Annotated in this window: 27 protein-coding genes and 1 riboswitch; of the genes, 12 read left to right on the top strand and 15 right to left on the bottom strand. The window is 72.3% G+C overall.

Features of this window, described 5'->3' with window-relative positions; all coding sequences use genetic code 11:
• The first annotated feature begins 5 nt into the window (after positions 1-5).
• Positions 6-2,915 carry a hypothetical protein gene (locus BJ999_RS04870; protein WP_179832166.1) on the top strand — a complete coding sequence of 970 codons (2,910 nt, stop codon included), beginning with the start codon at positions 6-8 and terminating at the stop codon, positions 2,913-2,915.
• An 8-nt stretch (positions 2,916-2,923) separates the two neighbouring features.
• Here BJ999_RS04870 and BJ999_RS42800 read toward each other — a convergent pair whose 3' ends face one another.
• Together BJ999_RS42800 and BJ999_RS04860 are read right to left on the bottom strand one after the other, a co-directional pair.
• Entirely contained in the window at positions 2,924-3,307 is a 384-nt protein-coding gene (locus tag BJ999_RS42800) for a histidine kinase dimerization/phospho-acceptor domain-containing protein (RefSeq protein ID WP_179832165.1), read from the bottom strand.
• A 96-nt stretch (positions 3,308-3,403) separates the two neighbouring features.
• On the bottom strand, positions 3,404-5,749 hold the full coding sequence (locus BJ999_RS04860) for an ATP-binding protein (RefSeq protein ID WP_189269928.1): 2,346 nt from the start codon (positions 5,747-5,749) through the stop codon (positions 3,404-3,406).
• A 174-nt stretch (positions 5,750-5,923) separates the two neighbouring features.
• Here BJ999_RS04860 and BJ999_RS04855 point away from each other — a divergent pair, with 174 nt between their 5' ends.
• A complete protein-coding gene (locus BJ999_RS04855) occupies positions 5,924-7,180 on the top strand; it encodes a serine/threonine-protein kinase (protein WP_179832163.1) in 1,257 nt (418 codons plus the stop codon).
• Between the two features lie 14 nt (positions 7,181-7,194).
• Positions 7,195-7,470, top strand: coding sequence for a hypothetical protein (locus BJ999_RS04850; RefSeq protein WP_179832162.1), 276 nt, complete (start codon positions 7,195-7,197; stop codon positions 7,468-7,470).
• A 69-nt stretch (positions 7,471-7,539) separates the two neighbouring features.
• Here BJ999_RS04850 and BJ999_RS04845 read toward each other — a convergent pair whose 3' ends face one another.
• Entirely contained in the window at positions 7,540-9,759 is a 2,220-nt protein-coding gene (locus BJ999_RS04845) for a DUF4132 domain-containing protein (protein WP_179832161.1), read from the bottom strand.
• A 225-nt stretch (positions 9,760-9,984) separates the two neighbouring features.
• Between BJ999_RS04845 and BJ999_RS04840 the strand changes: the two genes are divergently transcribed.
• Entirely contained in the window at positions 9,985-10,323 is a 339-nt protein-coding gene (locus BJ999_RS04840; protein ID WP_179832160.1) for a hypothetical protein, read from the top strand.
• Positions 10,324-10,492: 169 nt separating this feature from the next.
• On the opposite strand, the gene BJ999_RS04835 is transcribed toward BJ999_RS04840, so the two are convergent.
• Positions 10,493-10,948 carry a DUF6069 family protein gene (locus tag BJ999_RS04835; RefSeq protein WP_218934940.1) on the bottom strand — a complete coding sequence of 152 codons (456 nt, stop codon included), beginning with the start codon at positions 10,946-10,948 and terminating at the stop codon, positions 10,493-10,495.
• A gap of 112 nt (positions 10,949-11,060) precedes the next feature.
• On the opposite strand from BJ999_RS04835, the gene BJ999_RS04830 reads away from it, so the two are divergent.
• The 6 genes from BJ999_RS04830 (at position 11,061) to BJ999_RS04805 (ending at position 14,662) form a co-directional block, all read left to right on the top strand.
• Positions 11,061-11,735 carry a TetR/AcrR family transcriptional regulator gene (locus BJ999_RS04830; RefSeq protein ID WP_179832159.1) on the top strand — a complete coding sequence of 225 codons (675 nt, stop codon included), beginning with the start codon at positions 11,061-11,063 and terminating at the stop codon, positions 11,733-11,735.
• Complete coding sequence (locus BJ999_RS04825) at positions 11,732-12,124, top strand: nuclear transport factor 2 family protein (protein ID WP_179832158.1); 393 nt, start codon at positions 11,732-11,734, stop codon at positions 12,122-12,124. The genes BJ999_RS04830 and BJ999_RS04825 overlap by 4 nt, the downstream gene beginning before the upstream one ends.
• 132 nt (positions 12,125-12,256) lie before the next feature.
• The gene (locus tag BJ999_RS43960; RefSeq protein WP_373292720.1) at positions 12,257-12,679 is read left to right on the top strand and encodes an alpha/beta fold hydrolase; all 423 of its coding nucleotides are present in this window, start codon (positions 12,257-12,259) and stop codon (positions 12,677-12,679) included.
• Positions 12,598-13,572 carry a LysR family transcriptional regulator gene (locus tag BJ999_RS04815; RefSeq protein WP_179832157.1) on the top strand — a complete coding sequence of 325 codons (975 nt, stop codon included), beginning with the start codon at positions 12,598-12,600 and terminating at the stop codon, positions 13,570-13,572. The genes BJ999_RS43960 and BJ999_RS04815 overlap by 82 nt, the downstream gene beginning before the upstream one ends.
• 17 nt (positions 13,573-13,589) lie before the next feature.
• On the top strand, positions 13,590-14,132 hold the full coding sequence (locus BJ999_RS04810) for a sugar O-acetyltransferase (protein WP_179832156.1): 543 nt from the start codon (positions 13,590-13,592) through the stop codon (positions 14,130-14,132).
• Between the two features lie 74 nt (positions 14,133-14,206).
• A complete protein-coding gene (locus tag BJ999_RS04805; RefSeq protein WP_179832155.1) occupies positions 14,207-14,662 on the top strand; it encodes a tellurite resistance TerB family protein in 456 nt (151 codons plus the stop codon).
• Positions 14,663-14,689: 27 nt separating this feature from the next.
• Here BJ999_RS04805 and BJ999_RS04800 read toward each other — a convergent pair whose 3' ends face one another.
• From BJ999_RS04800 to BJ999_RS04790, 3 genes are read right to left on the bottom strand one after another with little or no spacing between them, the layout of a single operon-like run.
• On the bottom strand, positions 14,690-15,580 hold the full coding sequence (locus tag BJ999_RS04800) for a M56 family metallopeptidase (RefSeq protein WP_179832154.1): 891 nt from the start codon (positions 15,578-15,580) through the stop codon (positions 14,690-14,692).
• Complete coding sequence (locus tag BJ999_RS04795; RefSeq protein ID WP_179832153.1) at positions 15,577-15,939, bottom strand: BlaI/MecI/CopY family transcriptional regulator; 363 nt, start codon at positions 15,937-15,939, stop codon at positions 15,577-15,579. The genes BJ999_RS04800 and BJ999_RS04795 overlap by 4 nt, the downstream gene beginning before the upstream one ends.
• Positions 15,940-15,944: 5 nt before the next feature.
• Complete coding sequence (locus BJ999_RS04790; RefSeq protein WP_179832152.1) at positions 15,945-16,865, bottom strand: cation diffusion facilitator family transporter; 921 nt, start codon at positions 16,863-16,865, stop codon at positions 15,945-15,947.
• Between the two features lie 253 nt (positions 16,866-17,118).
• Between BJ999_RS04790 and BJ999_RS04785 the strand changes: the two genes are divergently transcribed.
• Positions 17,119-18,534, top strand: coding sequence for a dihydrolipoyl dehydrogenase family protein (locus tag BJ999_RS04785; protein ID WP_179832151.1), 1,416 nt, complete (start codon positions 17,119-17,121; stop codon positions 18,532-18,534).
• A gap of 181 nt (positions 18,535-18,715) precedes the next feature.
• On the opposite strand, the gene BJ999_RS04780 is transcribed toward BJ999_RS04785, so the two are convergent.
• From BJ999_RS04780 to BJ999_RS04770, 3 genes are read right to left on the bottom strand one after another with little or no spacing between them, the layout of a single operon-like run.
• Positions 18,716-19,228, bottom strand: coding sequence for a dihydrofolate reductase family protein (locus BJ999_RS04780; RefSeq protein ID WP_179832150.1), 513 nt, complete (start codon positions 19,226-19,228; stop codon positions 18,716-18,718).
• Positions 19,225-20,718 (bottom strand): MFS transporter, encoded by a 1,494-nt coding sequence (locus BJ999_RS04775; protein WP_179832149.1) that lies wholly within the window; start codon positions 20,716-20,718, stop codon positions 19,225-19,227. The genes BJ999_RS04780 and BJ999_RS04775 overlap by 4 nt, the downstream gene beginning before the upstream one ends.
• The gene (locus BJ999_RS04770) at positions 20,715-21,233 is read right to left on the bottom strand and encodes an alpha/beta hydrolase fold domain-containing protein (RefSeq protein WP_179832148.1); all 519 of its coding nucleotides are present in this window, start codon (positions 21,231-21,233) and stop codon (positions 20,715-20,717) included. Before BJ999_RS04770 ends, BJ999_RS04775 begins: the two co-directional genes overlap by 4 nt.
• 109 nt (positions 21,234-21,342) lie before the next feature.
• Here BJ999_RS04770 and BJ999_RS04765 point away from each other — a divergent pair, with 109 nt between their 5' ends.
• Positions 21,343-22,569, top strand: coding sequence for an alpha/beta hydrolase fold domain-containing protein (locus BJ999_RS04765; protein ID WP_218934938.1), 1,227 nt, complete (start codon positions 21,343-21,345; stop codon positions 22,567-22,569).
• Positions 22,570-22,602: 33 nt separating this feature from the next.
• Here the strand turns inward: BJ999_RS04765 and BJ999_RS04760 are convergent, their stop codons facing one another.
• The 5 genes from BJ999_RS04760 to BJ999_RS04740 form a co-directional block, all read right to left on the bottom strand.
• The gene (locus BJ999_RS04760; protein ID WP_179832147.1) at positions 22,603-23,226 is read right to left on the bottom strand and encodes a DUF305 domain-containing protein; all 624 of its coding nucleotides are present in this window, start codon (positions 23,224-23,226) and stop codon (positions 22,603-22,605) included.
• A 76-nt stretch (positions 23,227-23,302) separates the two neighbouring features.
• On the bottom strand, positions 23,303-23,788 hold the full coding sequence (locus BJ999_RS04755; protein ID WP_179832146.1) for a DUF6153 family protein: 486 nt from the start codon (positions 23,786-23,788) through the stop codon (positions 23,303-23,305).
• 111 nt (positions 23,789-23,899) lie between these two features.
• Complete coding sequence (locus tag BJ999_RS04750; protein ID WP_179832145.1) at positions 23,900-24,943, bottom strand: C40 family peptidase; 1,044 nt, start codon at positions 24,941-24,943, stop codon at positions 23,900-23,902.
• 3 nt (positions 24,944-24,946) lie between these two features.
• Positions 24,947-25,092: riboswitch (cyclic di-AMP (ydaO/yuaA leader) on the bottom strand.
• Positions 25,093-25,197: 105 nt separating this feature from the next.
• Positions 25,198-26,136 (bottom strand): M56 family metallopeptidase, encoded by a 939-nt coding sequence (locus tag BJ999_RS04745; protein WP_179832144.1) that lies wholly within the window; start codon positions 26,134-26,136, stop codon positions 25,198-25,200.
• A 4-nt stretch (positions 26,137-26,140) separates the two neighbouring features.
• Positions 26,141-26,518 carry a BlaI/MecI/CopY family transcriptional regulator gene (locus BJ999_RS04740; RefSeq protein WP_179832143.1) on the bottom strand — a complete coding sequence of 126 codons (378 nt, stop codon included), beginning with the start codon at positions 26,516-26,518 and terminating at the stop codon, positions 26,141-26,143.

Genomic DNA, 26,518 nt, shown 5'->3' with positions numbered 1-26,518 from the left:
GCGCGATGACTCAGTTCCCGCAGTTGCCCGCACCGGCGGACCTCGCCGCCGCCGGGCCCAAGGGCGCCAAGAAGATGCTGGTCAAGGCTGCGGACCCGGTGCCCGCCGCCGAGCTGGCGCCGTTCTTCGAGCACGCCTGCCGGGAGCTCGTGCGGGCGGGCGAGAGCGAGCTCGCGTTCTGGGCGTTCGGGCAGGCGCGCAAGGTCGAGAAGGACCATCCCGCGCTCCTCGACCTCGACCGGGTCCAGGGCGTCTTCCTCGAACTGGTGCCCGCGGGCGGCGTCGGACCGGCCGCGCTGCGCGACTACGCCAAGACGCTCGCCGCGACGTTGCCGGCGGAGGAGGCGCACGCCCGCTTCCGCGAGGTGGTCTGCGCGGGATTCGACGCCGGGCTCATCCCGTACGCCCGGATCTTCCCTGACCTGCGCGCGCTGGCCCGCGCCGCGAAGATCAAGAAGCGGGACGAGGAGGAGTTCCTGGCCGGGCGGCTGCTCCGCGCCGGGCTCATGCCCATCGCGTCCCACCAGGTCTGGGCGGCCGCCCGTGAGCCGCTCGTCGCGATGGCCGGACGCGACGACGACCTGATGAAGCTGCTGATCGCCGCCGAACCCGACCGCGCCCGGCACGAGGAGGAGAGCGGCGAGGAGGTCGCCGAGGAGATCCGGCAGATGTGGCTGGAGTCCTTGGCCGAGAGCGGGGCGGGGGCGCACCTGCCGGCCCGGTGGTTCGGCACCACGGGACGGGGTTGCGCGGCCGAAGTCCTGCTGAAGCTCGCCGACCAGGCAGGGGATCGACTTTTCCCGGACGCCGAGGTGGTCTTCGGCGAGGAGACGGACCCGGCGCTTCCGCCTCCCGACCACCGGCACATCATCCCCCAGGGGCGGATGGGCACCGACTCGCCCCGCTGGTGGGGTTCGGGCTTCGACCTGGGGCAACTGGCCGCGGACGTGGCATCCGGGCCAGAAGGACGCGAGCGTTTCGCCGGCCTGCTGGAGGCGTTCGTCCGCGACCTGGGGTATTACGGCAACGTCGACTACCCGGCCACGGTGAAAGCGCTCTGGGATCTGCCGGAGACCCGGGAGGTGCTGCGCGAAGCCGTCGACGGCTGGAAGGCCGACGCGGGCCGCCCGGACCTTCCCTTCCTGTACAGCGCCCTGCACCAGTTGGTGCGGCTCACCGCCTGCAGCGGTCTGCTCGACCTGGAGCCGGGTGTCGCGGACGGGCTCGACCCCGCCGATCCCGTGGACGCCCTGCTGGCGGCCCTGCGCGGCGGCATCCCCGCCGAGCTGGCCGTTTCCGGCGACGGGACGCCGTCGAAGTCGCCGAAAGCAGGCCGGACGATCGTCCAGCATCTCGGATACCTCACCATCACGGAACGGTCCTGGCACGCCCACGCGTCCGTCACCGGCGACGACGCCCTGTCGATGAGTCTTCCCCAACTGCCCGACGGGCTGCTGCCCTGGTACGACGGCAAGACCGGCCTCCTGTCCCGCATCCAGGACGGCGTCTGGCAGACGTTCCAGGTCGAGGGGCGGACGGGCCGGACCGTCGCGTTGACCCTGGACCCGGGCACCGCCACCGCACGGCCCCAGGCGCCAGGCGCCGCCGAGGTGACGTTCCCGGGCGCCGCCGGGCCGAGCGAGGTCCGGTTGAGCCGCGGTGCGATCACGGTCACCGCCCCCGATGGGACCCGGACGGCGCGGCTGCCCTTCTCGCCTGTCATGAGCACGAAGAGCGGGCTCGTGCCGCCGCCCGGCTGGTGGACGCGGCGGGACCCGGTGGACCCGGACGGATCGGCGGCGCTGCGACGTCTCGACCGCGAGCGGGCGGCGCGCCTGCTGGAGGCGGCGCTGACCGGACCGCGCGCGGCCGCCGACGCGCTGGAGGCCGTGCTGCCCGAGGTGACCGCGCCGGCCCTGCGCGACGGCGTCCTCGAAGCGGCCCGTACGGCCGTCGAGTGCCTCCTGCTGTCCATCGAGTTGCGCGACCGGATCGGCCGTCCCCAGCCTCCTGCACTGCCCGCATTGGTCGTGCCGGCCTCCGACCTCCCCTTCAGGCGCACCAGGGCGCAGACGAGGTGGCTCGTGCGCCAACGGCTCGTGGCCCAAGCGCTTGAGTCGGCGACGACCGACGAACCCGCGGCCGACAGGCCCTACCTCGTCCGGACGGTCTCCCTGCCACCCCGCGGTTACGTGGGCGTCGAGCCGGACACCCTGGCGGGCTACGCGCTCCCGGCCGTCCTGCCGTGGACTTCTGACTCACAGCGCGAAGGCATCCTCGACGTCCTGCGCCTCTGGGCCAACGCTCCGATCGGCGACGGCACGGGCTCCTGCCGGACACTGCGCATCACTCCGGCGGGTGGCGAGGGGCAGTCCAACGCCGAACGTCAGCTGGTCGACAGGCAACTGGAGCGGGAAGCGCCCGGGGAGCTCTGGCGTACCCCGAACGGCGCCCTGCTGATCTTGGACTACCAGCGACACGACCGGACCGCGACGGCCCTGGAGTACGCGCCCGGCGGAACGTTCGAACCGGGCGAGCCGCCCGGCTGGCAGGCGGCTCGGCCGCCCGTCCCCTGCTGGGGCACCGCCGGCCGCGTCGTCCGGCTCATCCGGTTGCTGGCCGATCGCGGTCCCGCGCCGATCGACGCCGCCGCCACCGTCCACGACCTGGCGGAACGTGCGGGCTTCGGGGTGGCGGCCGCCGTCACGGTCTGCAAGATCCCCGCCGAGGTCCTGGACGACGACCTTCCCACCACGGGCGCCGCACTCTCCTACCCCATGCGCGACGCGGTACGGGAACGCCTGCTGCCCGACGACCCGGCCGACCTCTGGATCACCGGCCTCGCGGTGGACGCGGCGGCCGACTGGTGGCGAACCCACGGCGAAGGGCCGTCCGGCCGGACTGGCGGGGGATGACACGGCCGCTAAGGGCGCTCCGAAGCGTCCCTTTGGAGCAACCAGAGCAGGGCGATCACCGTGTTCTCCAAGCGCTCGACGCTCTGCAACGCCTCCTTCAGCGCCGCGAAGGGGTCGGCGACGTCCCTGTTGGTCAGGGCTTCTTCCAACTCCAGTCGTAGCGCGGCAAGCGGTGTGCGCATCTCGTGCGAGACCTGGACGACGAATCGGCGCCGCCTCTCGGCCGGCAGCCATCCCCGGCCGCCCGCACCGACCCCGAGTTCAGGAGTCTCGCCACGACGGTGGGCGTCTGACTGGGGTTCGATCGTTGAGCCGCTCAACATCTTGCCCGTTCCTTTGCGGTCGCTGGTCGTTACACCATCGACTCTCGCTTCCACCAGCGCCCACGACACCGGGAGGACTACCTGTCCGGTACCTGTCCGGCGCTCCCCACGCTCCCCCCGAGCTCCTCGGGCAGATGCCACCACGCACACTCCATCGAGCTCACGTCAGTGGCGATGGAACCAGGCGACGAGCTGAGAGCGGGATGTCAAGTTCAGTTTGCTCAGGATGTTCTCGATATGCCCTTCGGCGGTGCGCTGGGCGATGACGAGCGCGACTGCGATCTGTTTGTTCGACAGGCCCTGAGCGGCCAGTTCGGCGACCTGCCGCTCGCGGCGAGTCAGCGGAGAAGCCGCCTCGGTCGAAGCGGGGGCATGAGAGGGACTGTCCGGTTTCTCACCCAGAGCGTACGCGACGGCTTGGGACAGGGTCAGTTCGGCGCCCCGAGACAATTCGTCCTCATACACTTCGTCCCCCAGGGACTGCCGCGCCTGAACCGCACATCTATCATGTATGGCAAAATATAGCTCAGATCCGAAGAGGAAGAGTTCTTGCTCTTTCTCCCATGCCCGCCGCACGAATCCGAACAGTCGCGCCGCTTTTGCTTCGTTCCCACTGGCGACAAGGAACCAGGCCAGATACTCGATTCCACCGAGCGTCCCCGGGATCTCCGCGAAAGCCTGCTTGATACGCAGAGATTCGGCCAGGTACGTCATGCCTTGCCGGCACCTGCCGGGGTTCGGGGCTCCCTCTCCCCACAAAGCGACGGCATACGCCTGCTGCATGAACGAGTAATTGTAGCTCTCGCCATGGGCCCTGGAAATGTCGATCGCCTCCTGGGCCAGGCTGATGGCGCGTTCGAGATTCCCCTGAAACGCCGTTGCCATCACCAGTGGGGCGCGCAGCAGCACCAGAAGATTCAACTCCCCGAGCGCCCGCTGACGCGTTGTGGTCTCTTCCCCCAGGGCGCTTGCCCGAGCCAGGTCGCCTTGGAAGAAGGAAGCCATGCCCTCGACCGCACGAGCGTGCATCAGGCCGGACTCATCACCCAGCTCACCTGCCAGAGTTCGGCACTTTTCGCACAAGTCATCGATGGCTCGGACGTCCCCCTGCCACAGGGCGATCAAGGCGTCGGCCCACAGTGCCCTGACCCGCTCCCTGGTGGGCCCGGTGTCGCGGGCCACTGCCCGCTCCAGCCAGTATCGGCCTTCGGCAGTCCCGCCACTCATCCAGTAGAAGGCCAGAATTCCCACCATCCGAAGACCGGCATGGGCGTGGTCGGAGGTGGCGAGACCGTAGTCCAACGCGGCCTGCAGATTACTGTGTTCCCGTCTCAGCCTGGCGAGCTTCAGCATCTGATCGGGACCGAACCATTCCGCTTCGGTGCGCTCGGCCAGGGAAAGGTAATGATCTCGATGCCGGGTCTGAAAGATCTGCTCCTGCCCCGAGTCCTCCAGCCGGCCCTCTCCGTACTGGCGCAGGGTCTCCAATAGCCGAAATCGGACTTCGTCGCCATGCTGCTCGCGCAACAACACTGATTTCTCGACCAGACCGGCCAACAGCTTCACCATCGCATCGCCGGTGAGACCGTCATCGACGTCGCTGCCGGCGCAGACGGTCTCGACCGCCTCCAGATCGAAACTGCCGGCGAACACCGAGAGCCGTGCCCACAGCGCCTGCTCCTGTTCGCTGCACAGTTCGAAGCTCCAGTCCATCACGGACCGCAGGGTCTGGTGACGCGGCAGCAATGCCGGATGGTCCTTGCCCCGCAACCGGAACCAGTCGTCCAACCTGGCCACCAGCTCATGGGGCGACAGTACTCGCAAGTAGGGCGCCGCCAACTCCAAGGCCAAGGGGATACCGTCCAGCCGGCGACCGATCTGGACCACATCCGCCCAGTTCTCCTCCGTGATGGTGAACCCGGGTACGACGGCTGAGACACGGTCCGTGAACAACGTCAGCGCCTCATACTGGGGCGCCCCCTTCGACGCCGGGAAACGCGCGTCCCGCTCAGGGACCGGCAGCGGCGGCACCCACAGCGCCTGCTCGCCCGCGACCCCGAGCACATGCCGGCTGGTCGCCAGCACCCGCAGGTCCGGCGCCGACCGCAACAACGTGTTGATGACGAACGCGCACGGCTCCACCAGGTGCTCGCAGTTGTCCACCACCAGGAGCAGATGTCGATCTCGCACGTGATCGACCAGCACCTGCAGCGGCTCGCGGGTGGACCGCTCGTCGACTCCCAAGGCAGCGGCCATGGTGTGCGGAATCAGCGCCGCATCACCCAACTCGGCGAGTTGAACCACCCACACACCGTCGCTGAACGCCCGGTCCAGCTTCCGAGCCGCCCGCATCGCCAACCGGGTCTTGCCCACCCCGCCCACGCCGGTCAACGTCACCAGCCTCGACGTGGACAGTGCGTTCCGCACTGCCGCCAGCTCGTGACGACGGCCCACGAAGTTCGTCACCTCGGCGGGAAGATTCCCCCGCTGACGGTGCCCCTGAACAGGCATGACAGCTTGAGTATAGGCAGGCGACCCCAACTGGGGACAAACCCCGCCCAGAGCCCAGGGCGGCCCCCTTCCCGTCCGGGGGCCCGCCCGGCGGCGGCGACCAGATAGACACGAGTGTCTGGCAGTTGTCCGGATCACTTTCTCACGGCCGTTCCGGACCGATAGATTCCGATCATGGGCTGGGACGGCGACGGGGTACTGGCGGGCCGGTACCGCAATCTCGGCCGGATCGGCCAGGGCGGCATGGGTTCGGTGTGGCGCGCGCACGACATCGACCTCGACCGCGAGGTCGCCGTCAAGGAGCTCCGGGTGCCCGAACAGGCCACCGACCAGGAGCGGCGCGTCTGGTACGCCCGGATGGAGCGCGAGGCCCGCGCCGCCGCCCGGCTGAGGCACACCGGCATCGTCACCGTCTACGACCGGGTGATGGGCCAGGACGGCCGTCCCTGGATCATCATGGAGCTGGTGCGCGGCCGCTCCCTCGAACAGCTGCTGGCCGAGCAGCAGGCGCTCCCCCCGCGCCAGGTCGCCGCGATCGGGCTCGCGATGCTGGACGCCCTCTCGGCCGCCCACGTCCAGGGCGTCGTCCATCGCGACGTCAAGCCCGCCAACGTGCTCCTCGAAGGCGACCGGGTCCTCCTCACCGACTTCGGCATCGCCGCGCTGGAGGGCGACGTCACCATCACCCGTTCGGGCATGGTGCTCGGCACGCCCGCCTACATGTCCCCCGAACAGGTGGAGGGCAAGGCCGTCACCCAGGCCTCGGACCTGTGGTCCCTGGCCGCCACCCTGTACGCGGCGGTCGAGGGGCGCCGTCCGTTCGACGGGCCGAGCCATGGAGCCGTCTTCGTCGCGATCGCCACCCGGCAGCCGCCACCGCCCCAGTGCGGGGGTCCGCTGGCGCAGGTCCTGAACGGCCTGCTGCGCAAGGACCCGAACGAACGGCTCTCCCCCGCCCAGGTCCGCGACCTGCTCAACGCCGTCCTGGACCCCACCGCCGCCACCGCCGAAACCGCGGCCGACGCCGGCCCGCCCTTCCCCCACCGGCCGCCCCGCACCGCGGTCCTCCACCCGCCCACCAGCGACATCCCGCTCCGTCGCTACCGGACGGCCCTCGTCAGAGCCGCCCTCCTGTGCACCGCGCTCGGCGTCCTGGCCTTCCTGACCGGGCCGTGGAGAGGAACCAGCGAGGACCTTCCCCTGGAGTCGTCTTCGGGCAGGGCGGTCCTTCTGCTGCTGCCCGTCGTCGTCGCGTTCATCCTCATCTGCGGGCTGTGGTTCCTGCCGCACCGGCCGACGCTCGTCCTCGCCCTCGTGTCCGCGATCCTCGGGGCCTTCACGTGGAGGCCCTCCTCGTCTTCGTGTACCGGCAGTCCGGCAGGGTCCCGGCCGTCGAACCCAACGTCGGATTCGAGATCTCCTGGATACTGAGCACGCTCGCGTTGATGTTCGCCTTCGCCGCGGTGAACCCGTCACTCGCCGGACGGGTGACGGACCCGCTCGCCCGCCGCGCCCTGCTCACCGCGGCCGTGCTCGTCGAAGGCCTGGTGGCCCTCGCCTGGGTCGTGCCCATCTACGAGCTGGCAGGGTCGGGCCTGGACCTGGACTCCGACCACAGCGCCCCCCTCATGGCCCCTCTCATGCTCCTCGGCCTGATCTGGCTCGGCGCCCAGCCGTTCATCTGGTCGAGCAAGGTCAGAGCCGAGTTCTCCCGCCACTAGAGGAACGGGCGGCCTGCGGTCGGCGCGCTGTTCCGGTCGAGCCGGGCGAGCGGACCGGAGGAGATGTGGTCACTCGGTGAGGCGGTGCAGGTCGGTGATGACCTCGGAGGCGGCCACGGGGTCGAGGTCGCCGAAGGCGAGGGGTCTGCCGGAGTGGCGGCCCGTCATGAGCATGACGCGTCCGATGTGCTGCTCGGCATGCTCCTCGGGGTCGAAGACGCGGATGCCGGGCTCGAAGGTGACCATCACGTGCCGGTCGTCCGGCGTCATGAGCATGACCTGCCGGCGGAAGCCGCCGGTCTCCTTCTCGCCGAGTTCCCAGCCGCGGGACGTCATGCCGAGAATCCTGCCGAAGTGGACCGTGCCGCCCTCGAAGCGCCGCAGGCGGTCGCCGCCCCGTTCGTCCTCCCGGAGGATGTGGACGGGACGTCCGAGCTGCGGGAAAGGCTGCAGGACCTCGTAGTCGGCGAGGATCGCGGCCCAGGCCTGGACGGCCCCCTCGCCGAGGACGAGCGGGTGCGGCAGGGCGATTCGGGCGTCGCCGGGAAGCGTGAAGGCGTCGTCGCGGACGTCGGCGAGGGTGCCGTCCTCGGCCACCCGGAACGTGTCCGTCCCGGCCGACCACACCAGGCGGCGGGCGAGGTGGCGCATGAGCGGGTGCGCGACGAACAGGGAGGCGAACTCCCCGGCCGTCCAGGTGCGCCCGGCCGCCATCGCCGCCTCCAACCGCTTGATCTGGTCCGCGGCGACCGTGCGGACCTCCTTCTTGAGGACGGTGAAGCGTTCGTAGGCCGCGGGGGCGAGGGCGTCGTCGTCCTTCACGCCCGGCTTCGGCAGCGTCTTGCGGGGCTTGCCGCTCTCGTCGGTGACGAAAGGCCTGAGCTCCTCGTCGAAGCCCACCACGAAGCGGCGAGGCCCGTAGTCGAGCGTCATGGAGCCGCCGGCGTCCAAGCCCAGGGCGGGAACGAGCCGGTCGGCCAGTTGCTCCTGGGTGAGCCCGCGCCGTTCGGCGGCGCGCTTCAACGCCTCGCGCGCGGACCGCCGGATCCATTTGTGGTCCTCGGCCTTGTTCGCGAGCCGGTCCAGATGGCGGAGCGCCGCGTCGGTGCCGAGACGGCTGAACAGGCGGAGCGCGGACTGCCCGCCCGATTCCCACACGTACGCCCTGGACCACCGGGCGACGATCGGCGCGAGCCGGTCGGCGGTCCTGTCGTCGCCGAACTCGGCCAAGGCGTACTGCACGCCGGGCGACGCCCACAGTTTGGGATGGCGGTCGGCCCTGTAGAGGGCCCAGGCGAACTCGGCGAGCGACTCCGGATCCAGAGGGCCCACGACCAAGGGCACGCCCGCGTACGGCTTGCGGTTCTCCGAGATGGACAGCATCGTCAGCAGATGCCGGGTCGCGGCCAAGGGGAGCGCGTGCCGGCGCCGGCGAAGCAGGATCCGCGGCAGCTTCTCGGGGTCCCAGCCCTCCGGGAGGCCCGGCAGCGGGTCGGGGTACACGTCGAGCGGGTCGGTGCGCAGCACTGAGACCGCCTGCACGGCCTCGTCCCCGTAGTACCCGGCGGCCTCCACGAGGACGTCGTGGCCGTGGCGTTCCGCCACCGAGCGCAGCGCGGCCTCGGCGCGTTCCCGTTTCGGGCCCGGTTTGCGCAGCGCGTCCGGGATCGTCAGCCTCACGGCGTCCGTCCCGTGCAGTGCGTACCAGGCCTCCTGCGCATCGTTGCGCCCGTCGTCACCGAAGTCCTTGATCATGCCTTGGGCGACGGCGTGGTCCAGGAAGGGTTCGAGGGCGTAGACGCTCCATTTCCTCTTCTTCAACTGGTGCATCACCAGGGGGTAGGCGGCCATCTCGTGACGCGCCACCGCACCGCGATCGGCGCCGACGTTCGAGAAGTCGGCGAAAGCGTCCCAGTAGCGTTCGTCGGCGAGCAGCTTCTCGGCGAGTTCCCGGGGCGCCTGCATGACGAGTCCTATGTAGAGGCGCTCGAACCGCGACCTGGACTGCCACTCGCGCGGCTTCCACAGCTGCAGGGCCTGGCCACCGGCGAAGAACGCGGCGAGTTCGTCCCAGTCGGTGTCCTCGGGCATGCGTTCCTGCGCGTACTTGTACGGGGCCTCCAGCCACTCCTCCCGCCGGCCGGGCGCCCAGCGGACGAAGGTCGGCTCCCTGGGCGTCTTCAACTTGAGGACGACCGGTTCCCCCTTCCCACCGGACCAGGGCGGCTGAACGAGCAGGACGGGCAGCGCGCTGTCGGGGGCGTCCTCGACTTGTCGATCTTGGCTCATCCTGCCCAGTATCGCGGCCGGGAGCACGCCGGTGTCCCGCGTTCGCGTCCACAAGCTCGCGATCCCACCGTCACGCGCCGCCGACCGCGCACCCCGGCCCGTCACGCTCCGCGATGGAGTCGTCACCTGGACGCAAGCGCAGTCCCACCAGCAGGGCAATCGCGCCCCCATGGACTTCGTCCGTACGGTTTGGGTCTTCCCCCGCCACTTCCCCCCGGAGGACTCATGAGACTGCCCTCACGCGCCGCGCCGGCCATCGCGGGCGCCGTTCTGGTGATGGCCGCTCCCGCCGTCACGCCCGCGTCCGCGTCGACCGTCGGCGTGCGCGCCACGGGCATCTTCTTCTACCACTCCCCCGACTCGGGTGATGTGGAGATCGAGGACCCCGACAACGGTGAGTGCCGCCTGTTGCTCCAGGGCGCCACCAGTGCGGACAACCGCACCGACGCCCGCGCGACGCTCTTCCTCGACCAACTCTGCGAAGAGCCCGCGGGCATCACCCTCGATCCCGGCGAGAACAGGACCTTCGCCGGCCCCATCCCGCACAGCGCCATGTTCGGGTGACTCGGACCTGGCGATTCGCAGGTCGTCAGTGGTGCCGCAGCCCGCGGCAGCGGAGCGGCACCACCCTCCGGTTCAGGAGGCCACGCGGTCGGTCACATGCGTGACCGGGCCTCGATCATCGCCCTGACCTCCTTCGCGGTGGGCTCCCTGTCACGCATCCGGTCGGTCGCTATCGGGTGCGGGCGGGCAGGCGGGCGGCGACGAGGGGGATGACGATCGACGCGGCCACGAGGTGGGCGGCGATCAGGGTGAGCCTCGTCCCGACCGTCGCCGAGACGATCAGATCGGGCACGATCGACAGCGCGGTGAGGACGGCGGTGGCCGCGAGGAACGTGCGTCTGGGCGACGCGGCCCAGCGGCGCAGCGCCAGGGCCAGCAGCACGCCGATCGCGCTGAACAGCAGCGTCAGCTGGGTGAAGCCGAGCAGCGGGATCGGCTCGCCGTCGATCTCCAGGGGCACCCCCGCGCCCCTGCCGGCCGCGGCGACGGCGGTGGTGGCCGCGGCGGCGGCGACGCACCCGAACAGGCCGGCGCGCCACATCGGAACGGTGCGGGGGGCCGTCGTGGCGGCGGTCATCGGGGCCTGGACGGCGCCGAGGCCGCTGGAGCCGACGTTGCTGGTCATGGTCTGACCTGACCTTTCGCTGGGGGGGAGGCGTCCACAAGAGACTATGTGTCCGCCGGACACCTGATGTAAGCTAGACACATCGGTGCCGGGTTGACAAGAGGGTGGTGGGATGAAGGCGCTCTGGGATCTCAGCGACCAGCCGGAGAGGCGGCCGCGCATACCGCTCTCGGTGTCGGCGATCGTCGAGGCGGCCATCGCGGTCGCCGACGCGGACGGTATCGAGGCGGTCTCCATGCAGCGCGTCGCCGCCGCCCTCGGCTTCACCAAGATGTCGCTCTACCGGCATGTCTCGAACAAGTCCGAGCTGCTCAGCATCATGATCGACACGGCCGTGGGAGAGCCGCCCGACCTGGGCGAGGTGCCCGGCGGCTGGCGGGCCAGGCTGGAGGAGTTCGTCCGGCGGCTCGCCGAGGTCTGGCGGCGGCACCCCTGGCTGCCCACCGTCACCGTGGGCACCCGCGTCATGGGCCCCCGCGAGGCCGGGTGGACCGAGAGCGCGGTGGCCGCACTGGCCGGAACCGGTCTCACCGGCGACGAGCGCATGGCCGCCGCGTTCCTGCTGTTCGGGCACGTCCGCACCACCCAGTCGATGACCACGGCCGGCACCCAGGCCTGGTCGGGCGGCAGCGAGACGGCCGAACTGATCCGCGGCCGGGCGGACCTGTTCCCCGAGCTCAGCAAGGCGTTGAGCGGCCCCACCCCGACCCTGGACGACAACGCCCGCGCCTTCGGCCTGGACCGCCTCCTCGACGGCCTGGACGCCCTCATCAAGGAGCGATCATGACCGCCCGCAAGCTGGCCGCGGACTATCTCGCCGCCCTGGAGCGCGGCGACCTGGAGGGCGTCCTGGCGCTCTTCCACCCTGAGGCGGTCGTCCACTCCCCGCTGTACGGGCCGCTGCCCGCCGCGGAGTTCTACCCGAGACTGCTGGCCGACACCGGCCGCTCCGAGCTCCACCTTCGCGGCGTCACCCAGGGCGAACGGCTCGTCGGCGTCTGGTTCCGCTTCGACTGGACGCTGTCCTCGGGCACCGCGGCCGGCTTCGAGTGCGTGGACATGCTGGAGCTCGACGGCGAAGGCCTGATCACGACGCTGCGCATCTTCTACGACACCGCGACCACCCGCTCGGCGTTCGAACGCGAGACGGGCGGCTCCTGGCGCCACACCACCTGACGCGACCGGCGCGCAGGCCCGGGGCCGCGGCTTCCCGAAGGTCGTCCGGCCCCGGCGAACCAGCTTCGAAGAGGCCGATTCACGGCGCCGGGCCGGACGGGGCCAGGCGTCGGCGAGGTCGGCGAGCGGGCACTGATCGGCGACTGGTGGGAGCAGTGGCTCCGCTCCACCTGCCCCGCGCTGCTGGTGCACGGCCTGGACAGCTTCGTGCTGCCCACCCCCATGGCCAGGCTGATGGCCCGGCGCCGCCCCGACACGGTGCTGCGCGAGATGCCCGGCTGCGGCCACTGGCCCCACGACGACGACCCCGACGCCTTCGCCGAAACGGTCCGCACGTTCCTCGACCGCCTGAACGGAGCCGGGACGGCCTTCGCACTGCGCGGCTTCCGAGCATCTGGAGACTCCTCCGGCCGTTCGCACAACCGGTCTCCGGCGTGCTCCAACGGTCGGTTGTGCGGGCCTAGGGTGTGCCGGTGGACACCGAGGCATGGCGATCATTCGTCCGGGCGGCCGAGCTCGGGCAGTTGCAGCATGCGGCCGATGAGCTGGGCGTGACGCAGCAGGCGGTCTCCAAGCGGATCGCCGCCCTGGAGCGCGATCTGGAAGTCCGCCTGTTCACACGGACCGCACGCGGGGTCGAGCTGACACTGGACGGCCAGGCGTTCCTTCCCCACGCGCGGAGCGTCGTCGCGGGTGTGGATCGGGCCGTCGCCGCGGTCAGGCCCGGCTCCCGGGCCCTGCGGATCGACGTTCTCGGCTTTCGAAGCGCCCAGTCCGTGGTCATGCACGAGTACTGGCGGTCGCATCCCGGGTCCGACCTCGACCTGGTGACCCTCAGGGTCGACGACCCGCGCGTGGCGGTCGCGGCCATCGAGGCGGGCGATATCGACGCCTCGTTCCGTACCGTCACCGACCCGGCCGTCCTGCCTGCCGACGTGCGGATGGTGCACGCGTTCGACTCCCCGCTGGAACTGCTCGTCGGCCCGAGGCATCCGCTCGCCTCCGCCCGGAAGCTGACGCCGCCGCAGCTGCGCAGGCACCGGATATGGGTTCCGGGCATCGCGCCCCGAAGCGAATGGGGAGAGTTCTACGACCAGCTCGCCACCGAGTTCGACCTGCGCATCGACGCGGCGGGCCCGCATTTCGGAAACGAGGTGCTCCTGGACACCCTCGCGGACTCCGCGGACGTGGCGACTCTTGTCGGGGCACGCGACCGATACCTCTGGCCGACGAGCCACGATCTGCGCCGCATCCCCATCGTGGATCCGGCCATCGCCTACCCGCTCTCGCTCATGATCCCGAGAACGAATCCGCATCCGGAACTGCGTGGAATCATCACCCACCTCGGATGCCTGCCAAGGCTTCCCGAGACGGTCTGGCTCCCGTCCTGGGCGAGGACGCGCGGCGACGGCGGCAGCGCGAACGGTCGCCTGGCGAAGGTGAACTGACCGGATAGGAGCGTGGCATGCCCAGCGGCCATCTCATGCGCATTCACGGCGCCGAGTTCCAGGCCATGGCCGAGAGGGTGCTGCGGGCCACCGAGCTCACCTCGCGTCTGAACGTCCTGCCCTTCGAGGACGAACCGGGCAAGGCCGAGCTGTTCGAGCAGATCCTCGGCAGGCCGCTGCCGGCGAGAGTCACGATCTACCCGCCCTTCTACACCGACCACGGCCTCCGCCTGGACCTGGCGGAGCGGGTGTTCATCAACCAGAACTGCACGTTCCTGGACTACGCCGGCATCCGGCTCGGCGAGCGCGTGATGATCGGACCGAAGGCCACGTTCATCACCGTCGGCCATCCGGTCGATCCCGGGGAGCGGCGGGAGTGGCTGACCGGCGGGCCCATCGACGTGGCGGAGAACGTGTGGATCGGCGCCGGTGCCACGATCCTGCCCGGCGTCTCCATCGGCCGCGACTCTGTGATCGCCGCCGGCGCGGTCGTGGCCGATGACGTCCCGCCGGCGAGCCTCGTGACCGGCGGCAAGGCGACGCTGAACCGGCAGTGGTGACGGCCCGTCAGCTACTACATCTGTAGCAGGGCGGTTAGGGTCGGAAGAGACGACCCGACGAGCGGAGGATCACGATGCCTTTCTGGGACAAGCTGCGCGACTCCACCCAGAGCATGCAGACGCAGCTGCTCAGCAAGAAGAACGAACTGAAGAGCGGGGCTTTCCGGGACGCGAGCATGGCGATGTGCGCGCTGGTCGCGGCGGCCGACGGCAGCGTGGACCCGTCCGAGCGGCAGCGGACCGCGTCCCTGATCGCCTCCAACGAGGTGCTGCAGAACTTCCCGTCCGACGACCTGCAGCGGCGGTTCAACGACAACGTCTCCAAGCTCACCGCCGACTTCGACTTCGGGAAGGTGGCGGTCCTGCAGGACATCGGCAAGACGAAGAAGAAGCCCGCCGAGGCGCGCGCGGTCATCCAGATCGGCATCGTGATCGGCGGTGCGGACGGGCACTTCGACGACAGCGAGAAGGCCGTCGTCCGCGAGGCGTGCTTCGCCGTCGGCCTGGACCCCGCCGAGTTCGAGCTGTGACGGACGGCTCTCACGGACGGCGTCCCGTCACCGGAACGCGAGCAGCGACACCAGGACCGACACGAGAACGTGGTCGAGCTGGAGGGTCGCGGCGGTCAGCGACCCGGTGACGACGCCGTTGCCCATGAACAGCAGCGGGCCGGTGACCGCGTTCTTGGCCGGAGGCGTGCCCAGCAGCGCCTCGACGCGTTCGACGACCCCGGAGTCGGCGAACGCGCTCACCGGCCCGGGGCCCCGCGGCTGCGCGAGGGCGACCTTGGCGATCGTCCGGGCGACGGCGGCGCGGTCGCCGGTCGCCTCCGCGGCGTCCTCGTCCGCCCAGCGCTCCGTCGCCAGCCGCAGCCGGGCGGCCAGGGACCGCAGCGGCGGCAGGACGGCCGAGGCGAGGGCGCCGGCGGCGAGGTAGCGGTGGTGCCGGTGCCTGAGGTGGGACGTCTCGTGCTGGAAGACGACGTGGAGCTCCTCGGACGTCAGATCGCGCAGCAGGCCCCGGGAGACCAGGACCCCGCCGTGCCGGCCGGGGATCGCGACGGCGATCGGGACATCGGTGTCGAGGGGCTCGCGGGCGTCCGCCCGCGCGGTGCGGAGCGCGGCGGCCCGGCGGGCGGCGGCCCTGCCCGCGGCCCCCAGCCCGGCGGCCGACAGCACGGCCGAAGGGATCCCCACCGCGTCCGGGACGGGGCGGTCGTCCCCGAACAGCGCCCATTCGGGGACGTGCGCGGCGGCGGACGGCGCCAGCGTCGCCGCGTAGTTGACGGCCACGAAGAAGCCGGTGCCGAGCGCGGCCACGGCGGTCATCGCCCCGGTCGTCGCCAGCAGCCGCGCCGACCATGACGGATGGAGCCGTAACGGCACCTTCGCCAGCGCGGCGCTCAGCGTCAGCATCAGGGCGAGGGGCAGGAAGGTGAACCAGTTCACCCGCCGGCCTCCGGAGGGTCGAGGAACTCGCGCAGCTTCCGCGCCTCCTCGGCGCTGAGCGACCGCGCGAACCGGTTCAGCACGTTCCCCGGGTCGCTGGCGTGCCGTAGATGGTCGCGCATGCGCCCCGCCACCAGCTCGGACTCGTCGACGGCGAGCCGGTACCGGTAGTGCCGGCCCGCCCGGGTGCGCGAGACCAGCTTCTTCTCGTGCAGCCGGTGCAGGATGGTGTTCACCGTCGTGTAGGCGGGATCACCGTCCAGCCGCTCCACCAGTTCCGCGGTGCTGGCCGCCCCGCCGAGCCCGGCCAGCGCGGCGAGCACCTCTGCCTCCAGTTGCCCGAGCGGCCTGCGCGACACCGTCCTCAGCCCCCCTTCCGCAGCACGTCCGGCTCGAGGTAGACGAGCCGGGCGATCGGAACCGCCGCGCGGATGCGGGCCTCGGCGTCGTTGATCGCGTCGGTCACCTCCCGCGCGTCGTCCTGGAGGTCCACGGCGACCTTCGCGGCGACGAGCAGCTCGTCCGGCCCGAGGTGCATGGTGCGCATGTGGATCACCGCGGGGACGTCGCGGCCCTCCACGATCGCCTGCCTGATCAGCCGCAGGTGCTCCGGGGTCGCGGACTCCCCGACGAGCAGGCTCTTGACCTCGGTGGCCAGCACGATCGCGATGGCCGCCAGCAGCACGCCGATCGCGGCGGTGCCGATCCCGTCCCAGACGCCGTCGCCGGTGATCAGGGTCAGGCCGACGCCCGCGAGCGCGAACACCAGCCCGATCAGCGCACCGGTGTCCTCCAGCAGGATCACCGGCAGCTCCGGCGACTTGGACCGGCGGACGAACTGGACCCAGCTCGACCGTCCGCGGCTGCGGTTCGACTCCTGGACCGCGGTGCGCAGCGCCGCCCCCTCCAGGACGATCGCGACCAGCAGGACGGCGATGGGCACCCACTGCCACTCCTCGATCGGGTGCGGATCGCTGATCTTGTGCCAGGCCTCGTACAGCGCGAACAGCCCGCCCAGGCTGAACAGGACGATCGCCACCAGGAACGCGTAGATGTAGCGCTCCCGCCCGTACCCGAACGGATGCTCCTCGGTCGCGTCCCGTTCCGCGCGCTTCCCGCCGATCAGCAGCAGCGCCTGGTTGCTGGAGTCGGCCACCGAGTGGATCGCCTCCGCCAGCATCGACGACGAACCCGTCAGCGCGAACGCCACGAACTTGGTGACCGCGATCCCGAGGTTCGCGCCCAGCGCGGTGATGACGGCCCTGGTACTGCCTTCGGCGCTCACGGACTCCCCTGTCGTACCGCGCTTGGCAACGTCCGGCCAAGCGTAGGCGGTGATCGCCGCCGATCGCGTTCATCTTCGAGCCGCCGCCCTGCCGGCACCCCTTGTAACTACACTTGTAGCAGAAACGAGGGGCCTCACGCGGACCGACCCTCCGCGGTTTGCGATCATTGACGGGCGGCCGCCCTGCCGAACGCCGCGGAATCCGGCAGGATCCAGGTGGACGAGACTGCGGCCGATCGGAGGGGCTGGGGGCATGGACGAGTTCGATGTCGTGGTGGTGGGGGCCGGGCCGACGGGTGAGAACCTGGCCGAGCGGGCGCACGCCGGCGGGCTAAGCGTGGCGGTCGTGGAGAGCGAGCTGGTAGGCGGGGAGTGTTCGTACTGGGCCTGCATGCCCAGCAAGGCACTGCTGCGCCCGGCCGCCGCACTGGCGGACGCGCGGCGGCTGGCCGGCGCCCGCGAGGCGGTGACCGGGACGCTGGACGCCGAAGCGGTCCTCAGGCGCCGGGACGAGTTCACATCGCACTGGAAGGACGACGGCCAGGTCGCGTGGCTGAACGGTGCCGGGCTCGTCCTGGTACGCGGCCACGGGCGGCTGGACGGGCCCAAGCGCGTCGCGGTGCAGACCCCCGACGGCGGGCGGCGGGTGCTGACCGCCCGCCACGCCGTCGCGGTGTGCACGGGCACCCGCGCGGCGCTGCCCGGGCTGCCGGGCCTGGCCGAGGTGCGCCCCTGGACCAGCCGCGAGGCGACCTCGTCCGAACGGGTGCCGCCGCGGCTGGCCGTCATCGGCGGCGGCGTGGTGGCGTGCGAGATGGCCACGGCCTGGCGGGCGCTCGGCAGCGAGGTGGTGCAGCTGGTGCGCGGGTCGCGCCTGCTGCCGCGGACGGAGCCGTTCGCCGGGGAGGCCGTGGCCGAGGGCCTGCGCGCGGCCGGGGTCGACCTGCGCTTCGGCGCGTCGGTCACCGGAGTCCGCCGCGACGGGCAGGTGACGCTCACCCTGGACGGCGGCGACACGGTCACCGCCGACGAGGTCCTGTTCGCCACCGGACGGACGCCCGCCACCGACGACCTCGGGCTGGACACGGTCGGGCTGGCCCCGGGCCGGCCGATCGAGATCGACTCCACCGGGCTGGCGGCCGGGGTGTCCGGTGGGTGGCTCTACGCGGCCGGGGACGTCAACGGACGCGCGCTGCTGACCCACCAGGGGAAGTACCAGGGACGGATCTTCGGCACGGTGATCGCCGACCGCGCCGCCGGACGCCCCCTCGACACCGCCGCCTGGGGGCGCAGCGTGGCGACCGCCGACGAGCGGGCGGTCCCGCAGGTCGTCTTCACCGATCCCGAGGTCGCGGCCGTCGGCCCCACCCTGGAGGAGGCGACCCGGGAGGGGCGCCGGGTACGGGCGGTCGACTACGCCCTCGGCGACGTCTCCGGGGCCGCGCTGTACGCCGACGGCTACCAGGGCCACGCCCGCGCGGTGGTCGACCTGGACCACGAGACACTCCTCGGCGTCACCTTCGTCGGCGCCGGCGTGGCCGAACTGCTCCACTCCGCCACCATCGCGGTCACCGCCGAAGTCCCCATCTCCCGCCTCTGGCACGCCGTCCCCTCCTACCCCACCATGAGCGAGGTCTGGCTCCGTCTCCTGGAGACCTACCGCGGCTGAACACCCTCGGAATGCGCCGAGACCGCCCCTTCGCACCTCCGGGCCCCGCCAGGAACGCCGGGCCCATCTCGCCGGCGCGCGGCCGCCCGAGGATCCGGTAGTGCCCGGTCCGCTCCAGGTCACGCGATCCGACCGCCCCGGAAGGTGCCGGGACGGCCGGACGCCGGGCCGGTGCCCGCCTCTACCGGACGGGCCGGTAGGTGATCGAGACCGAGCCGGACGGGAACTCGCGGCAGGCCGCGCGCTCGAAGGCGGCCGGAGCCTCGAAGAGCCGCCCGCCGGACCCGGCCACGACCGGATCGACCACGAGGCGCAACTCGTCCAGCAGACCGCGGGCGAGCAGGCCGCGCACCAGGGTCGGGCTGCCGGTGACCAGGAGCGTGCCGTCCAGCCCGGTCACCTCGTCGAGGCCGGAGAGCGGCGTCGAGTTCGCCCACTCCAGCCGGACGTCCGACGAGGTGACGACGTACTTCTGGAAGGCGTTCATGCGGTCGGCCATCGCGCCGTCCGCCGTCGGCCAGTAGGCGGCGTGGTCCTCGTAGGTGCGGCGGCCGACCAGCAGGGCGTCCGCCTCGTCCATACCCGCCATGACGGCGCCGTCGACCTCGTCGTCGTGGAAAGGACCGTGCCACTTCTCCGGGCCTTCGACGACGCCGTCGAGCGTGCTGAACAGTTCCGCGACGATCTTCCTCATGACGCTGCTCCTTCGAGAACGGGGGCCTGAGCCGGGACTTCGGCGGGGCCGGGGACGGGCAGATGCCGGAGCGTCCGCGCGACGAGCACGGCCACGGCGGCCAGCAGGACCGCGCAGACCAGCGCGATCACGTGCAGTTCGGTGGTGAACGCCGCGCGCGCCTCGGCGACGCCCGACCCGTGCGCGACGGCGTGGGCGAGGCCGTCCCGGGCGGCGGACGGCAGGCCGGGCGCGGCCCGGTACACGATCGTGCCGACGCTGCCGAGCAGGGCGACGCCGAGGGCGGAGCCGAGCTCGCTGCCGGTCTGCGACAGCCCTGCCGCCGACCCGGCCCGCTCGGGCGGCAGTGAGCCGAGGACGATGGTGGTGCCGACGCTGATGAGGGGGCCGCTGCCCAGGCAGGTGACGGCGAACCCGGCGGCCAGCGCCGTCGCGTCCGCCGCCGTCGCCACGGCGAGGAACCCCGCGACCGTGACGGCCATCCCGCCCGGCAGCAGCAGCCCCGGCCGGACGCGGCGGCCGAGCAGCGGCGCGGCCTGGAAGGACGCCATCGCCGCGAGCATGCCGGGCAGCATCACCGCCCCCGTCTCCAGCGGCGACAGGCCGTCCACCAGCTGGAAGTGCTGCGCGATGAAGGTCATGGCGCCGCCGGACACCAGGGGGAAGACGGTCAGCGCCGCCATGACGACCGCGAAGACCCGGCCGCCGAACAGCGAGACGTCCAGCAGCGGGTCGGGCAGGCGGCGCTGGCGGCGGACGAACAGCACCCCCGCCGCGACCCCGGCGGGCAGCGCGGCGGCCGGCAGCGGGTGCGGCCCGTGCGCGGCCAGCTCCTTGAGCCCGTAGACGACGGGCAGGATCGTCGCCAGCGACAGCAGGACGCTGGCCGCGTCGAGCCGTCCGCCCGAGAGGTCGCGGTGCTCGGGCAGCAGGAACGGGCCGGCCAGCAGCAGCGGGACCATCGCGGGCACGCCGAGCAGCAGCACCGAGCCCCACCAGAAGTGGTCGAGCAGAAGCCCGCCCGCCAGTGGCCCGACGATGGCGCCGAGCGTGAAGCAGCCCGCCCACACGCCGATCGCGCTCGCCCGCTGCCGGGGATCGGCGAACATCGTCGTGATCATGCCGAGGGTGCACGGGGTGAGCGCGGCCCCGGCGACGCCGAGCACGGCGCGCGCCGCGATCAGCGCGGCCGGGCTCGCGGCGGACGCGGCCAGGCACGAGGCGATCCCGAACGCGGCGGCGCCGGCCAGCAGCAGCCGCCGGCGGCCGATCCGGTCGCCGAGCGCGCCCATCGTGACGAGGAACCCGGCGACCATGAACCCGTACACGTCCATGATCCACAGCTGCTCGGTGCCGCTCGCGCCGAGGGCGATGCTCAGCTCCGGCAGCGCCATGATCATGACGAACATGTCCACCGAGACCAGCAGCGCCGGCAGGGCGAGGACGGCCAGCGCGATCCATTCGCGGCGTCCGGCGCGGGGCGGGGTCATCGGGCGCTCCCCTCGTCGGCGGGGATCTGGTCGACGGGGACGCCGGCGGCCCGCAGGCGCCCGGCGTAGGCGCGCCCGTCGTCGTCCGGGCCGGTGACGACGGTGGCGTCGGCGACCCCGGCCAGGTCGGGCGCGAACCCTTCGGGCAGCCGGGGGCGCACGAGGATCTGGCGTTCCAGCGGCGGCCAGCCCTCGTCCCGGGCCAGCAGGGCGAGCCCGGCGGCGATGGCCGCCCCGGCTCCCCGCCCGGCGACGACGAGGCGCGCGGGCGCGGCACCGAGTTCGGCGGCGTGGTCGGCGGCCCAGCCGAGCGCGGCGGCCGCGTCGTCCAGCGCGCCGGGCCGGGCGGCGTCGAGTTCCGGGGAGAGGGCGACGGCGTGCGGGCCGAGGCCGTCCGGTGCCCCGTCGAAGTGCAGCAACAGGCGCGTGTCGTCCGTACCGGACCAGCGCACGCCGGCCCTCAGTGGCCCGGACGCGCCGCGCAGGTGGATGTCCACCCGTTTCGTCGTTGTCATGGCATCGACCGTGGCAGCGCGGCCCGTCCTGAGGGAAAGGCCGTTCGTGCATGACGGTCGTGCGTGAACGGCATCACCACGGCGGGCGCGGCCCGGCGACAATGGCGGCATGCCGGACGACACCCCACCGCGCGTGCTCAGGCTGCCCCAGGCGCCCGACGCGATCGAGCTGCGCCATCTGCGCGCGTTCGTCGCCGTCGCCGAGGAGCTGAACTTCGGCCGCGCCGCCGGGCGCCTGTACCTGTCGCAGCCCGCACTGAGCCGCCAGATCCAGGGCCTGGAACGCCTGGTCGGCTGCGACCTGCTGAACCGCTCGACGCACCGGGTGGAGCTGACCCTCGCCGGCGAGGCCCTGCTCGACCGGGCGAGGACCCTGCTGGCCGGCGTGGACGACGCGATCGCGACCACCCGCTCGATCGGCGGCGAGGCGTCCGGCCGCGCTGGCAGGCTGTGGCAGCCGATCGCCGACCGCAACCGCCTCGGCGGCGACCTCGGGGAGATGGGTTCCGAGTACGAGACCATGCTCGCCGGCTTCGAGCCGCCGCCGGAGGTCGCGGTCAGGCCGGTGAAGGCGGGCGGCGTCCCGGCCCTGCGGCTGACGCCGCCGGACGCCTCACCGTCGCGCGTCCTCCACCTGCACGGGGGCGGCTTCGTGATGGGCTCGGCGTACGGGTACCGGCCCCTGGCGGGGGCGCTCGCGGCGGCCGCCGGGTGCGAGGTGGTCGTCCCGGACTACCGGCTCGCGCCGGAGTTCCCCTTCCCGGCGGCCCTCGACGACGCGGCGGGCGCCTACCTCTGGCTGCTCGAAACGACACCGCCCGAGCAGATCGTGATCGCCGCCGACTCCTCGGGGGCGAGCCTGGCCCTGTCCCTGCTGCTCGCGCTGAAGGACCGGCGCCTCCCCCTGCCCGGCGGCGCCGCCCTGTTCTGCCCGTGGATCGACCTGGCCTGCACGGTCCTCGAAGAGGAGCCGGCCGGCCCCCAGCCCGTGGTGACCGGCCGCGTGATGCGCCAGTGCGTCGAGCACTACCTCGCGGGGCACACCCTGGACGACCCGCTGGTGAACCCGCTGGCCCGCCCGGACCACCTGCGGGGCCTGCCGCCCCTGCTGGTCCAGGCGGGCACGGGCGACCACCTCGTCGGCCAGGCCCGCCGCCTGGCGGAGGAGGCCTGCGAGCAGGACGTGGACGCGCGCCTGGAGCTCTACCCGGTGGCCACCCACGGGTTCCACCTCTTCTGGACGTTCCTCCCAGAGGCGGCCCGAGCCCTGGACCAGGCAGGACGCTTCATCCGCGACGTCACCACGCCGTCCACCCAACACCGAACCGGCTCCTGAAGAGGGCCGCTCCCGCCCGGCGCCGGGCGATCGTCACCGCTTCAGCAGGGTCCGCATCTTGGCGATCTCGGCGGTCTGGGAGGAGACGATGTTCCCGGCCAACTGCTGGGCGGGCGGGAACTGCCCGGACGACCGTTCGGTCCCGGCCATCGCCACGGCGCCCTCGTGATGCTCGATCATCATCTTCAGGAACGCCTTGTCGAACGCCTCGCCCTTGGCCGCCCCCAGCTCCTTCATGTCCTTCTCGCTCATCATGCCGTCCGTGCCGCCGTGGTGCATGCCGCCCATGCCGGTCGTGCCCGGCGAGGGAACCGGGGCGTCCCAGCTCTTCAGCCACGCGCCGAGCTGCTGGATCTCCGGTGCCTGCGCCTTCTTGATGTCGGCGGCCAGGGCCTTCACCTGCGTCGACGAGGCGCGGGTGGCGGCGAGGCCGGCCATCTCGATCGCCTGCCGGTGATGCGGGATCATCATCTGCGCGAACATGACGTCCTGGCCGTTGTGCGGTCCGGCCTGCCCGCCGCCCGGCGACGCCGAGTGGCCGGGCATGGAGTGAGAGGGCATCGGGTGGCCCGTCGAGCCGCCGTCGTCGCCGTCGCCACAGGCGGCCAGCGCGATCGCCAGGGCCGGGACGGTGAGGAGCGCGAACGCTCGCTTCATGGTGGTGAGCCTTCCGTGTCGAGTGCTGTGATCGGTGGTCGGCGGCGGCGCCCGCTCTCGGGCGCCGCTGGACCTGTCACAGCCTCAGCACGCTCAATCGGTGCAGGGACGGTCTCGGCGGCGGCCGTCCGACCAGCAGGATGCGGATCCGTGTCAGCCTCGACACGGCCACCGGCGGCGTCCTCCGCAGGCACAGCGTGAGAAGAACCGTGACGAGCGCGAGCAGCGTCAGCATGGCCAGGCAGACCTGGCCGCCGGGATGGTCCGAGTGGCGGTCGGAGTGATGGTCGCCGGACCGGTCGTCCTGGGGCGGGCGGTGCCCCGTCACCGCTCCGGTGACGGGGGCCGCGTGCCCGGCGGCCATGGACGGCAGCGGAACGCCGCTCATCTCGACCGGGCTCGACGTGGCTTGGAAGCCGTGCATCGCCAGCAGACCGAGAAGCACGAACAGGCCGGACGCAAGCCGGAGGACGTCGCGGCGCAACGACCGCCTCAGCCGTCCCGCCCGCCGTCCGGTGTTCGCGCCGTCCCGTCCAGGGCGGCCGCCGACGTGCGTTCTCATCCCGGAGCCCAGGGCGGCGAAGGGTGATCGGCCATCGGCGGCCGGGCACCGGGGGCGGGCGGCATCTCGGAGGTCAGGCGGCATCTCGGGGGTCAGGCGACATCTCGGGGGTCAGGCGACACGGACTCCGCCGGCGAACGGGCGGCCGGCGAGGGGGGCGATCTTGACGACGTCGCCGGTCTGCGGTGCGTGGACCATGTTGCCGTTGCCGATGTACATGCCCATGTGGTGCAGGTCGCTGTGGAAGAACACCAGGTCGCCGGGCTTCAGCTGGCTCATGCTCACGTGGGTCCCGGCGTTGTACTGGCTGCCGGTGTAGTGGCCGAGGGTGATGCCGACCTGCGCGTAGGCGTACAGGGTCAGGCCGGAGCAGTCGAAGCCCTTGATGTTGGCGCCCTGCGCGGTGCCGTAGCTCGGGCCGGACGCGGTGCCGCCGCCCCAGGAGTAGGGCACGCCCTGCTGGGCCAGGGCGGCCCGGACGGCCGTCATCGCCTTGGCCGAGGCTCCGCCGGAGCTGAGGTTGGGGATGGAGCCGGGCCGCGCGCCGGCGGTCTTGAACGTGCCGAGCTGCTTCTCGACCTTCTTGAGCTTGACCTGGAGTTCCCGGCGCTTCTTCTTCGCCTCGCCGGTGAGCGCGCGCACCTGGGCGGCGCGCTGCTCGGCGGCCTTGCGGGACCGGTCGGCGCCCTGCATCACCTGGAGCATCTGCGTGATGCGGGTGTCGTTCTGCTTGGCGAAGTAGTTGAGGGTGGCCGACTGGTCCAGGACGGCCTGCGGGTCGGAGGACGAGGCGAAGGTGATGGCCGGGTCCGCCGGGCCGTTCTTGTAGCTGTCCGCGGCGATCTTCGCCATGCGTTCGCGCGCCTCGTCCAGTGCCTGCTTCTGGCGCAGGGCGCTGCCCTTGGCGAGTTTCGCGGCGTGCTCGGCCTGCTTGAGGCGTTCGCGCAGGCCGTTGTACTGCTCGCTGAGCTTCTCGGCCTCGTCGGCGAGCTTCTCCTGTTGCGCGGTCAGTTGCTTGCGCGTCGGCTTGGGCTCGGCGTGGGCGGGCGCGGGCGCGAGGAGCCCGGCGGACAGCGCGAAGGCGGCCGTCCATGCCGTGCCGGTGCGGATCCTGCGGCGGGCTGTCGTTCGGGGGCCGGCAGCTCGTCGCTGCATGCGGTGTCCTCTCCTGTACCGCCTACCGGGTCAGCTGACGGGTTCGGGCCGGAGTCGCCCTACCGTCCTGGTGGGACGGATTCACCCCTGAAGATCGGGTCCCCGGTTCCCCGGACGGAGCCGTCCGCGGGATTCGGCGCGGTCGCCGGCCGTCCCCGGCGGGGACGTCGGACCGTGACCTCCTACGGAGCGTAGGAGGTTTACGGTCGGTTCGCCACCGAAGCGGAGGATTTCCCCAAAAGCCACATACCGCCTCAGCACGTCGCGGCGAGCTCGGCGATCGCCACGGCCCCGGCCAGGAGCGGCGCGGCCACCGCCGCCACCACGAAGAGACCCGCCGCGAGCCGGACGGCGCGCCGCGGCCTCGCCCGAGCGGCGCCCTCCAACCGCAGCACCCGCTCCATCAGCGCACCGGCGGCCGGCGCGCCCGCGGCCCCGAGCGCCCCCGCGACGGCGGGCGCCGCCGAAAGCCGGCACAGCGCGCCGACCAGCGGCTGCGTGCCGTGGGCGCGGACCGCGGCGTCGTCCGCGGCCATCTCCAGCAGCAGCGGCAGCCGCGCCTTCGCGCGCCGGACGGTCGGCAGCCACGGCAGCATGGCGTGGACCAGGTCCACGGCCAGCAGGAGCACGTGGTGGCGCTGGCGCAGGTGCGCCCGCTCATGCGCCAGGACGGCGCCGAGCTCTTCGGCGCTGAGCACCTGCTGGGCCCCGGTGCTGACCACGATCGCGCGGTGCCGGGACGGCAGCGAGTACGCCACGGCCACGGGGTGGTCGAGGACGAGGACGTCCGGATGGCGGCGGTCCTCGCGGGCGACCAGCCGCAGCATCTCCCGGTGCCGCCGGCGGTGGCGCACGGCCCGGCCGAGCCTCGGCAGGCCGCGGGCGAGCACGGCGGCGCAGGCCGCGACGAGGACGGCGGTCGCGACGGCCGCGGCGGCGGTGGCGATCCGGCCGTGGTGGGGCAGGCAGTCGCGCAGCCGGGACAGGAATCCGTGGCCCGGGCCCGGCGGCGCGAGCAGCGCCGCCGCCGCGATCCCCGCCGCGGCGATGCACGTTCCGGCGAGAGCGGCCGCCCAGCAGGCGACGGCCGTCCCGGGGCCGACGGCCGAGCGCCTGAGGAGATCCAGAACGGGCCCCGCCGCGCACCCCAGCACGACCACCGAAACGACCAGGCCGGTCACCAGGACGATCACGCGGTCACGCGTCCTCGCCGGCGGTCCGCCGCCGCAGGGCGTCCAGGAGGTGCCGGGCGTCCTCCGGCGGGACGCTCTCGGCGAACCTCGCCAGGATGGCGCCGTGGTCCGCGGCCTCGCTCAACGCGTCCATCATCAGCTCGACCGCGTACTCCTCCCGCGGCCGCGTCGGGCCGTAGCGGAAGGCCGGGCCGTCCTGCGTGCGCCGGAGGAGGCCCTTCTGCGCCAGGCGTTCGGCCACGGTCTGCACGGTGTTGTAGGCCAGCGCCTTCTCCGCGTCCTCGTTCAGCTCGGCCAGCAGTTCACGGACCCGCAGCGGACGGGGGGCCGCCCAGAGCACGTCCATGATGGAGCGTTCGAGCGATCCTCCGAGTGCGGACAC

This window comes from Actinomadura citrea (assembly GCF_013409045.1).
In the GTDB taxonomy this organism is placed as follows: domain Bacteria; phylum Actinomycetota; class Actinomycetes; order Streptosporangiales; family Streptosporangiaceae; genus Spirillospora; species Spirillospora citrea.
This window is presented reverse-complemented; position numbering and strand designations above follow the sequence as displayed.

Excerpts from the sequence above, each read along its gene's own strand:
- BJ999_RS04870 (WP_179832166.1), top strand. The coding sequence starts at position 6 with ATGACTCAGTTCCCGCAGTTGCCCGCACCGGCGGACCTCGCCGCCGCC.
- BJ999_RS04860 (WP_189269928.1), bottom strand. The coding sequence starts at position 5,749 with ATGCCTGTTCAGGGGCACCGTCAGCGGGGGAATCTTCCCGCCGAGGTG.
- BJ999_RS04855 (WP_179832163.1), top strand. The coding sequence starts at position 5,924 with ATGGGCTGGGACGGCGACGGGGTACTGGCGGGCCGGTACCGCAATCTC.
- BJ999_RS04850 (WP_179832162.1), top strand. The coding sequence starts at position 7,195 with ATGTTCGCCTTCGCCGCGGTGAACCCGTCACTCGCCGGACGGGTGACG.
- BJ999_RS04845 (WP_179832161.1), bottom strand. The coding sequence starts at position 9,759 with ATGAGCCAAGATCGACAAGTCGAGGACGCCCCCGACAGCGCGCTGCCC.
- BJ999_RS04840 (WP_179832160.1), top strand. The coding sequence starts at position 9,985 with ATGAGACTGCCCTCACGCGCCGCGCCGGCCATCGCGGGCGCCGTTCTG.
- BJ999_RS04835 (WP_218934940.1), bottom strand. The coding sequence starts at position 10,948 with ATGACCAGCAACGTCGGCTCCAGCGGCCTCGGCGCCGTCCAGGCCCCG.
- BJ999_RS04830 (WP_179832159.1), top strand. The coding sequence starts at position 11,061 with ATGAAGGCGCTCTGGGATCTCAGCGACCAGCCGGAGAGGCGGCCGCGC.
- BJ999_RS04825 (WP_179832158.1), top strand. The coding sequence starts at position 11,732 with ATGACCGCCCGCAAGCTGGCCGCGGACTATCTCGCCGCCCTGGAGCGC.
- BJ999_RS04810 (WP_179832156.1), top strand. The coding sequence starts at position 13,590 with ATGCCCAGCGGCCATCTCATGCGCATTCACGGCGCCGAGTTCCAGGCC.
- BJ999_RS04805 (WP_179832155.1), top strand. The coding sequence starts at position 14,207 with ATGCCTTTCTGGGACAAGCTGCGCGACTCCACCCAGAGCATGCAGACG.
- BJ999_RS04785 (WP_179832151.1), top strand. The coding sequence starts at position 17,119 with ATGGACGAGTTCGATGTCGTGGTGGTGGGGGCCGGGCCGACGGGTGAG.
- BJ999_RS04780 (WP_179832150.1), bottom strand. The coding sequence starts at position 19,228 with ATGAGGAAGATCGTCGCGGAACTGTTCAGCACGCTCGACGGCGTCGTC.
- BJ999_RS04775 (WP_179832149.1), bottom strand. The coding sequence starts at position 20,718 with ATGACCCCGCCCCGCGCCGGACGCCGCGAATGGATCGCGCTGGCCGTC.
- BJ999_RS04770 (WP_179832148.1), bottom strand. The coding sequence starts at position 21,233 with ATGACAACGACGAAACGGGTGGACATCCACCTGCGCGGCGCGTCCGGG.
- BJ999_RS04765 (WP_218934938.1), top strand. The coding sequence starts at position 21,343 with ATGCCGGACGACACCCCACCGCGCGTGCTCAGGCTGCCCCAGGCGCCC.
- BJ999_RS04760 (WP_179832147.1), bottom strand. The coding sequence starts at position 23,226 with ATGAAGCGAGCGTTCGCGCTCCTCACCGTCCCGGCCCTGGCGATCGCG.
- BJ999_RS04755 (WP_179832146.1), bottom strand. The coding sequence starts at position 23,788 with ATGAGAACGCACGTCGGCGGCCGCCCTGGACGGGACGGCGCGAACACC.
- BJ999_RS04750 (WP_179832145.1), bottom strand. The coding sequence starts at position 24,943 with ATGCAGCGACGAGCTGCCGGCCCCCGAACGACAGCCCGCCGCAGGATC.